14 protein-coding genes are annotated in these 13,290 nt (G+C 60.2%); 7 read left to right on the top strand and 7 right to left on the bottom strand.

Annotated features, from left to right (window positions below):
• Positions 1-23 precede the first annotated feature (23 nt).
• The 6 genes from ACVWXF_RS02025 to ACVWXF_RS02050 form a co-directional block, all read right to left on the bottom strand.
• Positions 24-293, bottom strand: coding sequence for a phycobilisome linker polypeptide (locus tag ACVWXF_RS02025; protein WP_011432575.1), 270 nt, complete (start codon positions 291-293; stop codon positions 24-26).
• Between the two features lie 315 nt (positions 294-608).
• Complete coding sequence (locus ACVWXF_RS02030) at positions 609-1,097, bottom strand: globin family protein (protein ID WP_011432574.1); 489 nt, start codon at positions 1,095-1,097, stop codon at positions 609-611.
• A 149-nt stretch (positions 1,098-1,246) separates the two neighbouring features.
• Positions 1,247-1,765 carry a phycocyanin subunit beta gene (locus tag ACVWXF_RS02035; protein ID WP_011432573.1) on the bottom strand — a complete coding sequence of 173 codons (519 nt, stop codon included), beginning with the start codon at positions 1,763-1,765 and terminating at the stop codon, positions 1,247-1,249.
• Between the two features lie 395 nt (positions 1,766-2,160).
• The gene (gene trpA, locus ACVWXF_RS02040) at positions 2,161-2,976 is read right to left on the bottom strand and encodes a tryptophan synthase subunit alpha (protein WP_414427560.1); all 816 of its coding nucleotides are present in this window, start codon (positions 2,974-2,976) and stop codon (positions 2,161-2,163) included.
• A gap of 61 nt (positions 2,977-3,037) precedes the next feature.
• Positions 3,038-4,453: an ABC transporter substrate-binding protein gene (locus ACVWXF_RS02045; protein ID WP_457473498.1), complete on the bottom strand. Its 1,416-nt coding sequence runs from the start codon at positions 4,451-4,453 to the stop codon at positions 3,038-3,040.
• A 112-nt stretch (positions 4,454-4,565) separates the two neighbouring features.
• Positions 4,566-4,781, bottom strand: a complete 216-nt coding sequence (locus ACVWXF_RS02050; RefSeq protein ID WP_414405379.1) for a hypothetical protein — start codon at positions 4,779-4,781, stop codon at positions 4,566-4,568.
• Between the two features lie 28 nt (positions 4,782-4,809).
• Between ACVWXF_RS02050 and ACVWXF_RS02055 the strand changes: the two genes are divergently transcribed.
• On the top strand, positions 4,810-5,652 hold the full coding sequence (locus ACVWXF_RS02055; protein ID WP_457473499.1) for a class I SAM-dependent methyltransferase: 843 nt from the start codon (positions 4,810-4,812) through the stop codon (positions 5,650-5,652).
• A gap of 8 nt (positions 5,653-5,660) precedes the next feature.
• On the opposite strand, the gene ACVWXF_RS02060 is transcribed toward ACVWXF_RS02055, so the two are convergent.
• Positions 5,661-6,449, bottom strand: a complete 789-nt coding sequence (locus ACVWXF_RS02060; protein WP_011432567.1) for an amino acid ABC transporter ATP-binding protein — start codon at positions 6,447-6,449, stop codon at positions 5,661-5,663.
• A 263-nt stretch (positions 6,450-6,712) separates the two neighbouring features.
• On the opposite strand from ACVWXF_RS02060, the gene ACVWXF_RS02065 reads away from it, so the two are divergent.
• The 6 genes from ACVWXF_RS02065 to ACVWXF_RS02090 all read left to right on the top strand — a co-directional run bounded on the left by ACVWXF_RS02065 (position 6,713) and on the right by ACVWXF_RS02090 (position 13,209).
• Positions 6,713-7,750 carry an amino acid ABC transporter substrate-binding protein gene (locus ACVWXF_RS02065; protein WP_011430144.1) on the top strand — a complete coding sequence of 346 codons (1,038 nt, stop codon included), beginning with the start codon at positions 6,713-6,715 and terminating at the stop codon, positions 7,748-7,750.
• 98 nt (positions 7,751-7,848) lie between these two features.
• On the top strand, positions 7,849-9,021 hold the full coding sequence (locus ACVWXF_RS02070; protein WP_457473500.1) for an amino acid ABC transporter permease: 1,173 nt from the start codon (positions 7,849-7,851) through the stop codon (positions 9,019-9,021).
• Between the two features lie 3 nt (positions 9,022-9,024).
• A complete protein-coding gene (locus ACVWXF_RS02075; RefSeq protein ID WP_414521744.1) occupies positions 9,025-10,230 on the top strand; it encodes an amino acid ABC transporter permease in 1,206 nt (401 codons plus the stop codon).
• A 157-nt stretch (positions 10,231-10,387) separates the two neighbouring features.
• The gene (gene tatC / locus ACVWXF_RS02080) at positions 10,388-11,170 is read left to right on the top strand and encodes a twin-arginine translocase subunit TatC (protein WP_457405699.1); all 783 of its coding nucleotides are present in this window, start codon (positions 10,388-10,390) and stop codon (positions 11,168-11,170) included.
• A 22-nt stretch (positions 11,171-11,192) separates the two neighbouring features.
• Positions 11,193-11,774, top strand: coding sequence for a nucleotidyltransferase family protein (locus ACVWXF_RS02085; RefSeq protein WP_414421994.1), 582 nt, complete (start codon positions 11,193-11,195; stop codon positions 11,772-11,774).
• Complete coding sequence (locus tag ACVWXF_RS02090; protein WP_457473501.1) at positions 11,761-13,209, top strand: NAD(P)/FAD-dependent oxidoreductase; 1,449 nt, start codon at positions 11,761-11,763, stop codon at positions 13,207-13,209. The genes ACVWXF_RS02085 and ACVWXF_RS02090 overlap by 14 nt, the downstream gene beginning before the upstream one ends.
• Positions 13,210-13,290: the final 81 nt, after the last annotated feature.

The following is a 13,290-nucleotide window of genomic DNA, read 5'->3' on the forward strand; positions in this document are numbered from 1 at the left end:
TTCAGTCGGCCGTCGGGCCTCCCTCACTCAGCAGCGCCGTTGCCCTGAGCGGGAGAGGCATTGGCTCCCGACAAGGCAGTGACCTGCACGATTTTGCCACCCATCCGCAGAATGCGCTGCATCTCGGCAGACAACCGACTGTAGGGAACGGTGGTGCTCAGGGTGCTGCGGCGAACTTTGGCAGAGGTGGCCAGAGCATCGGGCGGGTTGAGCAGACCGGTGTACTCAACTCGGTAAACCCGGCTGCCGGCTTCTGTCAGGGCTTCAGGGCTGGTGGTGCTTTGACCAAACATCGCTTTCCCCAGGTATCTATGAGACTTCGTTTGGAAGACAGGCAAACTGACCAGCGAACAAGCCGTACCGGCTATTCTCGCGAACCAGCACGCTGCCGTTGGGCAATGCCTACAATCCAAAGGCTAACTACCCCAGACTGGAGAGCAGGCGACCAACCCAACCGGCTTAAGAGAAGCCAAGGCGCCAAACCAACCTGGAAACAGGTGGAATAGACCTCTTTGGAGCCGTCGCCTGCTCTGGAGAGACACACAATTGGAAGACAAAGAAAGAGATCGTCCACTCCCAACAAGCGGGGATCTTTGCCCTGGGATCCCTTAGCTGAGGGCGTTGATGGCGTAATCGAAGTAGATGGCAGCTTCGTTGGCCGCTTGACCGCTCAGCATGCCCAGAGCGCGGCTCTTCATGTACTGCAGAGCCACGATGTACCAGCTGGGAGAGAGGTTAAAGGAGCGGTTCACTTCCCGCAGTCCGGCCACCAGGTATTCATCGAGGGGGCCGGTGCCACCTGCAACCAGAGAATAGGTAATGAAGCGGAGGTAGTAGCCGATGTCGCGGGCACACTTGGCCTGAAACACATCGCCGTGGCCCATTTCACCCGGCTGGGTCAAGTAAGGGAACCTCTTGAACACTTCCTGCACCGCTTCCCGCACCAGGGTTTGCTGGTTGTTGGTTAGGACACGGGCCGCTTCCAGAGAAGCAGCAGCACGCTGGTAACGACCATTCACGGCCTGCAGCTCGCTGGCATTCAGAAAACGCCCTTGATTGTCAGCGGCAGCAATCGCTTCAGTGATGACAGTTTTCACCTTGCAGCTCCTAAATTCATCGATTGTGTTGTTAATGGACGTTCTGTAGGAAAGGCGGACTGGATCTCCACCCGCCTATCAGAAATGAATGAGGGATCTAACGGATCTCAATTCTGAAAGGAACGACCAAGCTGGCTTCGACCCAAAGCTCAAACGATGGCGGCAGCCGCCTTATCGAAGTAGCTGGCCACTTCGCTTTGCAGCGCCGAGCAGTCCCCAGGAGTGATGCCCTTCGGATCCATGATCTTGGCCAGGGCTTCTTTCTTCATGGCAGCAATGCCGTTGGCCACAGAAGTGGTGGGCACCCCCAGAGCAATGTAGGTTTCCCGCAGGCCGTTCAGGCAGCGATCTTCCAGCACAGAGCTATCCCCGGCCAAGGTGGCATAGGTGATGTAGCGCAGGATGATCTCCATGTCCCGTAGGCAGGCAGCCATGCGGCGGTTGGTGTAGGCATTGCCACCGGGAGCGATCAGATCTGGCTCTTGAGCAAACAAAGAGCGAGCTGCATTGGTTACGATTTGGGCGGCATTGCTGGTCATGCGGTTGACAGCATCTAGGCGCTTGTTGCCCTCTGCCACCAAAGCTGCCAAACGGTCAAAGTCTTGGTCACTTAAAAAGGCACCGCGTGCATCTGCCTGAGCGATCACCCGGGTAAAAGCATCTTGCATGATGGATCTCCTTCTGGTCTTTCCAAAAAGTGGTGAGCGACTGGCTGAACCTCCCAAAAGCCGAATCCCAAGCTTTTTTGCGGGATCCTCTTTGACCCCCAAAAATCAAGGATTCCGTGGCAGCAGACCCCCCACCGAACCCCTAAATTTTTAGATAGGTCAAGAACCTCTGCGACTTTCAGACAGCCGAGCATCCAGCCTAATTTTATATCGCGGGATGGATGAGTGTTTTGTGAAGATTTGCAAACCTACCAACCCCAAAATGTCTGCCTAGGCTGGGATCCCTGGACTATGAGGCGCAGCAGGGGGGAAATGGGTCTGCGGGCTGGCTCACAAAATGTAAACATTTGTTTTGAGATGGAAGCAGTCTGAGTGGGCACCTTCCTGAACAGAAGTTAACACTCTGGAGTGGTCACCTCTTGCAGGGCCGCTTTGAGGGCTCGACAAAAGTGGGCTATTTGTTGCAGTCCTTCTTCAGGCGTGGGGGCTTTGGCCAGCCGTTGCACAAATGCGCTGCCCACAATCGCCGCATCTGCTCCCCAGAGAGCGATCTGGCGGGCCTGGTCGGGAGTGGAGATGCCGAAGCCCACCCCAATCGGCAGGGGGGTTTGTTGGCGCAGTTGCTGCAGCAAAGCCGGGATCCGCTTTTCCAGGGTGGCCCGTTCGCCGGTAACGCCGGTGGTGCTGACCAAGTAGACAAAGCCACTGGACTGCTGGGCAATGCGGCGCATGCGCTCCGGGGGGCTGGTGGGGGCCACCAGCAGGATGAGGTCGATCTCTTCGGCCTGGGCTGCTTGTCGCAGGGATCCCGCCTCTTCCAGAGGCAGATCGGGGACGACCAAGCCGGCACAGCCGGCCTGCCGCAGTTGATGCAGAAAGTTGGGGATGCCGAGCTGGTGGATGGGGTTGTAGTAGGTGAACAGGATCAGGGGGGCCTGCAGAGAGAGGCGGCGCAAGCCTTGTAGAATGGCGCCCAAAGTGACTCCCCGGCTGAGGGCGCGGGTGGCTGCCGCTTGGATCACCGGCCCATCCGCCAAGGGATCCGAGTAGGGTACCCCCAGCTCGATAAGATCGGCGCCGCTCTGATCCAGAACCTGCAAAGCCTCAAAGGTGGTTTCCAAGTTGGGATCCCCAGCGGTGAGGTAGGGGATGAGGGCTTTTTCGCCGCGGCTGCGCAGCGCTTGAAAGCAGGCTGTGATCCGAGTGGGCATGGGATCCATTCGATTCTGAGGAGATTGAGAGCATCCCCCACTGTAGCGTCTGCCGGGATCCCTAGGGGAGAGGCACAAAATCGTAGCCGGTACCGGAGCGGTTGCCGGGCTCAACCCGCACCAGCACATGGGGAGCATTGCGGTCGCCGGAGGGCAAGAAGCGCACTTCTCCCGAAGCCCCGTCCTGGAGGAGGAAGTTGGGATCCTGCAAACGGGCCAGCACAGCGTTGCGGCTGGTGGCTCCTTGGCTGAAAGCTTGCAAGAAAACCCGGGTGGCATCATAAGCCAGAGCAGTACGCCAGCTCACCTGCCCTCCCCAGAGCTGGGCTGCCTTCTGGGCAAACTCGCGGTTGCGCGGCACCTGGGGATGCCAGGGTACCGCCACCACCAAGCCCTCTACCGCTGCTCCCCCTTCTTGCAATGTGGTGAGGCTGAAGAGCACATCGCCGCCCAGAAGAGCAAGGGGCTTACCAGCTACAGCGTTCTCGCGGGCTACGGCCAGCGCTTTTTCGGATACGGAAGCCGTGGGAGCTAAAAAAGCTACCTGGGCTCCTTGGCCGACGGCCCTTTGCAGGCTGGCCTGGGGGTTGAAGTCCGACGCCGATAAGTCGAACTCCGCCAGCACGATGCCCCCTTCGCTGGTCAGGGTGGAGGCAAAGGCATCGCGCAAGCTGGAGCTGTAGGCGCTGTTGGGGTTGTAGAAGATGGCCACCCTTTGCAGCCGCAACGTGTTGAGAGCATAACGGGCCAGTTGTGTGCCGGCCACTTGATCCGAGGGCACGGTGCGAAAAATGGCATCCCCCAGCATGCTGATGCGAGTGCTGGTGGAGGTGGAGGAGATCATGGCCAAGCCGGCAGGCTGATAAACCTCGGCTGCAGCCAGGGTGGCGTCGCTGGTGTTATGGCCGATCACGCCCAAGATCTCGGGCTGGCTCACCAGAGCCTTGGCCACCGCCGTTGCTCGCTCAGGGTTGTCGCCATCGTCGGCAATCACTACCCGCAGCAGCCGTCCTCCGATTCCCCCCTGTTGGAAAAGCTCCTCCTGAGCTTGCGCCACCCCGCGCAGGGTCTCTTTGGCGCGGTTGGGGTTGCTGGAGATGGGCACCACCACCGCCAGGCTCAAGGGACTGCCCTGCTGCTGGGCACGGGCATTGTTCAAGAAAATGCGAGCTTCCGGGTCGTTGCGGTTGCTTTGCAGCCCCATCTCCAACACCGGGATGGCTGCGCTGAGGTTACCTTGGCGCAACAGCTCTGCAGCGGCAACGGCAGCGGGACTGCTATCGGCAAACAAGGTGCGCTCGCCGCTGGTCAGGAGCAGATCTTGTGCTCCACCCCCCAACCCTGGCAGCGATACTGGCGGTAGAGAAATGCCTTCCGGCCAGCGAACATAGCCCGCCCGCCAAGCACGATGACCGCCCCAGAGGAGCAATAGACCCAGGACGATGTAGACAATGGGTGGCGGAGACTTGACAACCATGATTCAGGGAAGAAAACGCCGACCTTCGGCCAGCAAAGACACTGCTCGCGCCCTCAGGGATCCTCAAAAACCCGTCTTTTCAAGGATTTTCAGAGGCTTCTCGAAGAATAACTTAAGGGTGGGGACGGTAGGAAGGGCTGTTGCGGTATTGACGCTCTAGCTGCTCCACAATGGAAATGGGAACGGATGAGGTCTCGGAGGGCTCTTCTGGCGAGGTGCCGATCTGCGTCTCGGTCTCCACATTGAACTGCCGAGATGTTGCCCAAACCACTGCTGCAATCAGCAAAAGGACGATAGCGGCACCGTAAAGAAAGGCGACGATGGCCATCGGGTCAATGGTTTAGCTTTCCCCTTCCATGATAAAGGCTGTCGAGAATTACCCACTTCAGGATCCCTTGGAGCAAGCGCTGTGGGACTGGCATCGGGGACAGGCCAAGGGATCCCTGCTCTTGCATGCCTACGGCCTGGAGGGGATCCCGTTGGCGGAAGAGCCCCAGGTGGTCTCCCCAGAGGTGTTCTTCACCCAGGAGCTGCCGGAGGTGGAGGCCATGGCTTTGGATCTATGCCGCGGTCGGGTGCTAGACATCGGCGCCGGTACGGGCCGCCACAGCCTGCTGCTGCAGGAGGAAGGATTGGCCGTGGCTGCCTTGGATCGCTCCCCGGTGGCGTTGCAGATCATGGCAGAGCGGGGGGTGCGTTGCCGCATTGCCGCCGATCTTTTCCACTGGCCGGGGCCGGAGGATCCCTTCGATACGCTGCTGTTGCTGATGAATGGCGTCGGCTTGGCGGGATCCCTGTCGGGCTTGGAGCGTTTTTTGCGCCTGGCTCGCCACTGGGTTCAGCCCACTGGCCAGTTGCTCCTGGATTCCACCGATTTGAGCGATGCCGGCAACCCTGCGGATCTGGAGGATCTGCCGGCAGAAAGAGAATCAGAAAACTGGGAAAGCCCCTCTGGCAAGCTGACCGAGCCTGCCCACCTCGAAGCAGGTGGCTCAGAAGATTGGCAGGAAGGGAGCGAGGCAAAAGCCAAGGTAGTGAACTTTGTAGCCGAGTACAACGGCCAGCGGGGGGATCCCTTTCCCTGGCTATTTGTAGATCCGGAAACCCTGCTGCAGTGTGCCCACGCCAACGGCTGGCAGGGGCAGATTGTCTATCAAGAGCCGGAGGGGGCTTTTCTGGCACGCCTCACCCCCTTCTGAAGGACTCGCTAGTGGGAAAGGATCTGGGATAAAAACAGGCGGGAGCGCTCTTCTTTCGGATTGCTGAAAAACTCTTGGGGGGTGTTTTCCTCCACGATCTTGCCGCGGTCGAAGAAGATAATCCGATCCGCCACCTCGCGGGCAAAGCCCATCTCGTGGGTTACACACACCATGGTCATCCCCGAGCGGGCCAACTCCCGCATCACGTCCAGCACCTCCTTGATCATCTCTGGATCCAAGGCCGAGGTGGGCTCATCGAAGAGCATCACCGCCGGATTCATGGCCAAGGCGCGGGCAATCGCCACCCGCTGCTGCTGCCCCCCCGAAAGTTGCCCCGGGTATTTTTCTGCTTGCTCGGCGATCCCCACGCGGCTTAGCAGTTCCATAGCCCGCTCTATCGCCTCACTTTTTTTCATCTTTTTCACGTGGATTGGGCCAAGGGTTACATTTTGCAAAACCGTGAGATGGGGAAACAGGTTGAACTGTTGAAAAACCATGCCCACCTCGCGGCGAATGGCATCGATGTTGCGCAGGTCGCTGGTTAGCTCAATGCCATCTACCACAATGCGCCCTCTCTGGTGTTCTTCTAAGCGGTTCAACGTGCGAATAAACGTTGACTTGCCCGAACCTGAAGGCCCACAGACCACCACCACCTCTCCGCGGCGGATGCGGGTGGTAATGCCCTTGAGGACGTGGAAATCGCCGTACCATTTGTGAACATCTTCGCATTGGATAATGTCAGCGCTGGCTGCACTTTGCGGAGAGAGTGAAGACCTTATGTGCGGGGATCCTTGCATGGGTGGGTGACTCCCTAAGTTTCACCAAAGCAGGCATGGGTACCATGGCAGAACTGGCCGAGCCACAACCGTAGCCTCTGCAACATTTCCCTACGCCCTGACATGTAAGGCTTTGAGAAAATCGTAGGCGCCTATGGCAAACCATTCTATGGGGTGTGGGGTGTGGCAGGAGTGTAACCCAATGGCACGGTATCTCGGTTGAAGTGCCGTGTATGAACGACTGTTGACGACGAAGATCTTGAGGATTGACATGGGGTAATTTTATGAACTGGATAAAGCATTTGAACGGATTGGCTCCCTTGGCCGGGGCACTGGCGTTGTCTATGGGCCTGCAGTCCCTTCCCGCTTGGGCGCAGCTGGGGCCGCTCACCGACCGCATCAAGGCTCGGGGCGAGTTGATCTGTGGGGTAAACAACCAACTGCCCGGATTCGGCAACCTGGATGACCAAGGCAAGTATGTGGGTTTTGATATCGACATCTGCCGGGCAGTAGCTGCCGCTCTCTTTGGAGATCCGGACAAGGTTCGATACGTCTACCTGACGGCGGCCAATCGCCAGTCTGCGATTCAGTCGGGCGAGGTCGATATGATTAGCCGCAACACCACCTGGACCCTCACCCGGGATCGCGAGTGGGCGGTGACCTTCGGCCCCACCACCTACTACGACGGCCAAGGATTTATGGTGCGGAAGTCGCTGGGGGTGGAAAAGCTGGAAGACCTGAACGGGGCCACCATCTGTGTGATTGCCGGCACCACCACCGAGCTGAACTTGGCGGATACCTTCCGCGCCCGTGGCATTGCCTTTACGCCAGTAACCTTCGACGGCGATGATTCCTCTTTCAACGCCTACGAAGAGGGCCGTTGCGATGCCATCACCAGCGACCAAAGCGCCCTCATCTCCCGCCGGGCCAGCTTGGCTTCTCCCGACGACCACGTGATCTTGCCGGAGGTGATCTCCAAAGAGCCCTTGGGGCCGCTGGTTCCCCACGGAGATGAGAGTTTTTCCGACATTATGAACTGGACGGTCTACGCCCTCTTCTATGCAGAAGAAAAGGGGATCACCAGCGCCAATGTGGACGAGTTCCTCAAGTCGGAGGATCCCGACATTCGCCGCTTCTTGGGCCAGGAAGGCAACCTGGGAGAGCTGCTGGGCCTGAAGCCGGATTGGGTGGTCAATGTCATCAAGGCGGTGGGCAACTACGGCGAGATCTTCAACCGCCACCTGACCCCCTTGGGCGTGCCGCGGGGCTTGAACCAGCCCTACACCAAAGGTGGGATCCAGTACGCGCCGCCTTTCCGCTGATCGGCTGATTCGGAATCCGGGCCTAGGGATCCCGGTTGGTCAGTACCGGCCAGGGATCCCCTATTCTCTGCTGTGCTCTGAATTTTTGCTTGCCCCGCATGACTTCTCTGTCCGACCAGTCCCACCTTCGCCCCCCCTGGTGGCGGGATGAGCGTATCCTGAAGCTCTTGCTGCAGGTGGCCTTTGTCGTGGCCGTGCTGCTGGTGTTCGGGATCCTCGCCCAAAATCTCCTCGCCAGCCTGCGCCGCCTGGGCATCAGTTTGGGCTTTCGCTTTCTGGGCAACTCCGCCAACTTTGGGATCACCGAGGGGCTGATCCCCTACGACCCCTCCGAGAGCTACCTGAAGGCTCTGGCGGTGGGAGCGGTGAACACCCTCTGGCTGTCGGCAGTCAGCATTGTGTTGGCGACGGCGATGGGCTTTGTCTTGGGGATGGCTCGCCTCTCCAGCAACTGGCTGGCCCGCCAGCTGGCCACCGTTGTTACCGAGATCTTTCGCAATGTCCCGGTGCTGCTGATCGTGATCTTCTGGTACCAGGGGGTGATCCTCACCCTGCCGGGGGTGCGCAACAGTCTCTCCATCGGCGGGCTTGTCTTTATCAACCAGCGGGGAGTGAAGCTGCCCGGGTTGGATCCCAGCGGCTGGCTGGTTCCCGCGCTGGCCATTGTAATCGCGGCTGGGTGGGGGATCCGCAAGCTGCTCCTGGCCCGTCGCCCCGAGCTGGGATCCCTGCAGCGGAACCTGTGGGTGGCTGCGGGGGTGGCGCTGCTGGCGGTGGCCTGCTGGGTGCTCTTCCCAGAGCCGCCGGTGCGGCTGGATGTCCCGGTACTGGAGCGCTTTAACTTCCGGGGTGGGATCCAGCTTTCGGCGGAGTTTACCGCCATGATGCTGGGCTTGGTGACCTACACCGGCTGCTACATTGCCGAAGTGGTGCGGGGATCCTTTTTGGCCGTACCGCGGGGGCAGTGGGAGGCGGCCCGGGCCATCGGCCTGTCGGAGCTGCAAACCTTTCGCTTGGTGATTGTGCCGCAGGCCCTGCGGATCATGATCCCCTCGTTGAACACTCAGTATCTCACCCTGATCAAAAACTCCAGCTTGGCCATTGCCGTTGGCTTCTCCGATCTGTTCAACATCAGCAGCACCATCATCAATCAGTCGGGACGCTCGGTGGAGATGTTCGCCATCCTCATGGCCACCTACCTGACCTTTAACCTGGTGGTTTCCTACGGCATGAACTGGCTCAATGCCCGCGTCAAATTGGTGGAGCGCTAACCCATGCCCAGCAGTCTCTCCTCCCCCCTTGTAGAAGAAAAGGTACTCCCCCCCAGGGAGAAACAAAGTCCTCTGGCTTGGGTGCGCCGCAACCTGTTTGACTCCTGGTTGAGCACCTTGCTCACCTTGGTCTCCGCCTTGGTATTGGCTTGGGCAATTTCCCTGTTCTGGAACTGGGCGTTCACCCAAGCCCGCTGGGAGGTGATCCCGGCCAACCTGAAAATCTTTGCCAGCGGCACCTACCCCAGCAGCCAACTGTGGCGGGTGTGGGCGGTGTTGGGAATTGTGCTGGCCACCTTGGGGGTAGCGGGGGGGGCTTGGGGCGGTGTGCTGCTGCACTACCTCATTCTCTTGGGAGCTGCTATGGGCTTGGCCGCGTTCCTGCCTTTGGGAACCCAGTCGCAGGGGTGGCTGGCGGTTTGCTCTGGAGCGACTTTTGCCGCTATTGCCCTCAGTCGCGGACGGGAATCCTGGCGGCTGGCTTCCATCTGGGTTTGGGCCTTGATCTTGCCCCTCTGTCTGGAGCTGCTGCTGGGCAACCTGGGCCCCAATTGGCCGGCAGTGCGGGCTGAGCAACTGTCTGGACTGCTGCTGACCTTGATCTTGGCGGCAGCCGCCATGATCATCGGCTTTCCCATCGGGGTGTTGCTGGCGTTGGGCCGGGCCAATCGGGCGTTGCCGGTAATCCGGATCTTCTGCACGCTGGTGATCGAGCTGGTGCGGGGGGTGCCTCTGACCACCATTCTGTTTGCCGCCTGGCTGTTGGTGCCCTTCTTTCTGGGGGGGATCAGCGTCAACCTGATCATCAGGGCGGAGGTGGCCTTCATCTTGTTTACAGCCGTGTACGTGGCCGAGGACGTGCGGGGCGGCCTGCAGTCGATCCCTCTGGGCCAGCTAGAAGCGGCACGGGCACTCGGCTTGAACCCCTTTCAAGTGACCGCTTTGGTGATTTTGCCCCAGGCACTGCGGGCAGCCGTTCCGGCGCTGGTGAACGAGTTCCTCACTCTCTTCAAAGACACGTCGCTGGTGTTCATTGTCGGCCTCATCGACCTGCTGCAGGCGGGGCGGGTGGTGTTCACTAACCCCAACTGGCTAGGCACCCAGCGGGAAGTGCTGTTTTTTATCGGCCTAATCTACTTCATCTGCTGTTTTGCCATGGCCTATGCCGCCCAGCAGGTGGAAAAGGCGCTGGGCTTGGGCAAGCGCTAGAAATTGCAGCCACTCCCCTTCCCCGTCCCCTCTGCTCAGGCCCCAAGATCCCCTTAACAGGCCAGGGCTACATCCCCCTATACGGCTCGACAAGTGCTTTTCCCTGGAGAGGGGGCAGCGCTAAGATAGCGGGGAACGTTTCGTTACACCTTGGCCCATGACCCTTGCCTCTGAGACCGAGTCCCCGGAGCAAGCCGCGGCGGCCCCTGAGCCTGGTCGGGTGCGGGATCCGGAGTTTCCCTACGAGGTCGAAATGACCTTGATGGAGCACTTGGAAGAGCTGCGCAGCCGCCTGTTGGCCAGCGTGATCGCGGTGGCGATCTGCATCATCGCCTGCTTTGCCGTGGTGAATCGCATTGTTGCCCTGCTGGAGGTGCCCGCGCAGGGGGTTACCTTTTTGCAACTGGCGCCGGGGGAGTATTTTTTCGTTTCTGTGAAGGTGGCGGCCTACTCGGGGTTATTGCTGGCCACGCCCTTTTTGCTCTACCAAATTGCCCGCTTCGTCTTGCCGGGGCTGAGCGTGAAGGAGCGCAAGCTGCTGGGGCCGGTGGTGCTGGGATCGAGCCTTCTCTTTGTGGCCGGCTTGGTCTTTGCCTACTATCTCCTCATTCCGGCGGCGCTTAACTTTTTCATCCGCTACGGCGAAGGGGTGGTGGATCAGGCTTGGTCCATCGACCGCTACTTTGAGTTTGTGCTGCTGCTGCTGTTCAGCACCGGCCTGGCCTTTCAGGTGCCGATTTTGCAGGCGCTGCTGGGAGGATTGGGTCTGGTGACTGCCGAGCAGATGTTCAAGGGCTGGCGCTACGTGGTTCTGGGCGCGGTGGTGGCGGGGGCCATTCTCACCCCTTCGACGGATCCCCTCACCCAGAGCCTTTTGGCCGGGGCTGTGACGTTTCTATATTTGTTTGGCATTCTGCTGGTGAAGCTCCTTGGCAAATGAGCCGAAGCTGCATGCGCTGATCTTGGCGGCTGGGTTTTCCACAAGGATGGGAGAGCCGAAAGCCTTTCTGCCCTGGAAAGATGGGCAAACCCTGTTGTCTTATCAGATTTTCCAGTGGCGACAGGCGGGGTTTCAACCCTGGGTGGTGCTGGGATCCCAGCATTTGGCGGCAGCCCAACCCCACTTGGCAGGGGCAGAGGTGCTGGTCAATCCGGCTCCTGAGCTGGGCAAGACCCACTCCATTCGGGTAGGGGTGGAAGGGATCCCTGCCGATTTTCAGGTGCTGGCCATTTCGGCGGTGGATCAGCCCCGCCCGGCGTGGATCTACCACAGCTTGCTGGAGTACCATCTGCGCCATCGCGCTTGGGTTACTGTGCCGGTGCATCGAGGGCGACGGGGGCACCCTACCCTGATCGACAGGCGCTTGCGGGAAAAGCTGTTGGATCTCCGAGAAGAAACCCTGGGCCTGCGCCGGTTGTTGCAGGATCTGGGCAGGCGGGTACAGGAGGTGGAGCTCTACACTCCTGAGATCTTCCTGGACTGCAATACCCCTGCCGATATGGAGGCCGCTGCTGCCGGTTGCGACAGCGTTGCCCAGGAGTGAGGGGATCCCCTTCAGCACTTGTCCTGCGACCGGTCGCCTCAGCGGTACCGAGCACTTCGGCGTTGCCCAGCAAGATGTTCTTCCCATTGCTCGTATGAGAAAGGGCCTTTATCCTGCCAGCACCTACGATCCTGCCTGCCCGGTCGGCAGCTACTGGGACAGCACGATAGCAGATCCCGGTTGGCGGCATCCGGCACCTTTGCAAGCGCAGGTGGGCGCGGAGGTGGTCATTGTGGGGGGAGGATTGACGGGGCTATCGACGGCCTTGCACCTGGCCCGCGACCACGGCATCCATGCTTGTCTGCTGGAGGCGGGATCCCTGGGTTGGGGGGCCTCGGGACGCAACGGTGGCTTTTGCGGGGTGGGGTCGAGCCACCTTACCCACACCCAGATGGTGCGGCGGGTGGGCCTGGCAGAGACAGAGCGCTACTACCGGGATCAATGGCAGGCAGTGGAAACCGTTCAGGAGCTGGCGGCCAGCGAGGGCTTCTCCCTAGAGGCTCAGGGACAGGGCTGCTATGCAGTGGCCCATCGTCCACAGGCATGGTCGGAGTTAGAGGCCGAGTACCAGATCTGTACTCAGGTGGCGGGCTACCCGGCCCAGCTCCTCAACCCCAAAGAGCTGCGGGAACGCGGCTTCAACAGCCAAGAGAACCACGGCGCTTTGCACATCGGGGTGGGGTTTGGCCTCAACCCCCTCAAGCTCACCCAAGGGCTGGCCCAAGCAGCCCACCGGTGGGGGGCAAAACTGTACAGCGGCAGTCCGGTCACGGCCTGGGAAAAGGTGGGATCCCACCACTGCTGCCACACGCCGGGAGGAACGGTGCGCGCTCGGCACTTGGTCATCGCCACCAATGGCTACACCCCAGAGGCCCTGTATCCCCAACTGGCGGGATCCCTGTTGCCGGCACTGTCCAACATCCTGGTCACCCGACCTCTAACGCCTCAGGAGCAGAAAGCGCAAGGGTGGTGGAATCCGACGCCGCTCTACGACATGCGGCGGCTGCTGTTCTATTACCGTCTGCTGCCGGATGGGCGTTTGCTGTTTGGGGGGCGGGGCGGCACCCGCGATACCCCGACGGAGCGACGGCAGTTGCGCACTTGGATGACTCGACAGCTCTATCGTCTTTTCCCTGCTTGGGAAGGGGTGGAGATCGAGTACGCCTGGAATGGACTGGTCTGCCTTTCTCGGCAGTTTCACCCCCATATTGGCCCTTCGCCGGCGGATCCCAGCCTGTGGTACGGCTTGGCCTATCACGGCAGCGGTGTAGCCACGGCGGTGTGGGCGGGCAAAATGCTGGCCCAGGAGATCGCCGGGATCCCTTCTCAGATGAGCGCTCTGTTTCGCCAGCCGCCCCGCTCTTTCCCTTTGCCCTGGCTACGGCTTCACTACCTGCGGCTGGGGTATCTTTGGTGGCAGTTGACGGATGGATAGCCTCTCCAAGTGTGCGGGGGATCCCTCTGTTCGGCGGAGAAGTCCTGCCCTAGTCTGGTCGTAGTTCGGGTGGAAACCATC

It is taken from the genome of Thermostichus sp. MS-CIW-40 (genome assembly GCF_054058315.1).

What these genes read in the sequence shown, in the direction of transcription:
- ACVWXF_RS02025 (WP_011432575.1), bottom strand. Translation starts at nt 293, where the DNA reads ATGTTTGGTCAAAGCACCACCAGCCCTGAAGCCCTGACAGAAGCCGGC.
- ACVWXF_RS02035 (WP_011432573.1), bottom strand. Translation starts at nt 1,765, where the DNA reads ATGCAAGATGCTTTTACCCGGGTGATCGCTCAGGCAGATGCACGCGGT.
- trpA (WP_414427560.1), bottom strand. Translation starts at nt 2,976, where the DNA reads ATGCCCACTCGGATCACAGCCTGCTTTCAAGCGCTGCGCAGCCGCGGC.
- ACVWXF_RS02045 (WP_457473498.1), bottom strand. Translation starts at nt 4,453, where the DNA reads ATGGTTGTCAAGTCTCCGCCACCCATTGTCTACATCGTCCTGGGTCTA.
- ACVWXF_RS02050 (WP_414405379.1), bottom strand. Translation starts at nt 4,781, where the DNA reads ATGGCCATCGTCGCCTTTCTTTACGGTGCCGCTATCGTCCTTTTGCTG.
- ACVWXF_RS02055 (WP_457473499.1), top strand. Translation starts at nt 4,810, where the DNA reads ATGATAAAGGCTGTCGAGAATTACCCACTTCAGGATCCCTTGGAGCAA.
- ACVWXF_RS02060 (WP_011432567.1), bottom strand. Translation starts at nt 6,449, where the DNA reads ATGCAAGGATCCCCGCACATAAGGTCTTCACTCTCTCCGCAAAGTGCA.
- ACVWXF_RS02065 (WP_011430144.1), top strand. Translation starts at nt 6,713, where the DNA reads ATGAACTGGATAAAGCATTTGAACGGATTGGCTCCCTTGGCCGGGGCA.
- ACVWXF_RS02070 (WP_457473500.1), top strand. Translation starts at nt 7,849, where the DNA reads ATGACTTCTCTGTCCGACCAGTCCCACCTTCGCCCCCCCTGGTGGCGG.
- ACVWXF_RS02075 (WP_414521744.1), top strand. Translation starts at nt 9,025, where the DNA reads ATGCCCAGCAGTCTCTCCTCCCCCCTTGTAGAAGAAAAGGTACTCCCC.
- tatC (WP_457405699.1), top strand. Translation starts at nt 10,388, where the DNA reads ATGACCCTTGCCTCTGAGACCGAGTCCCCGGAGCAAGCCGCGGCGGCC.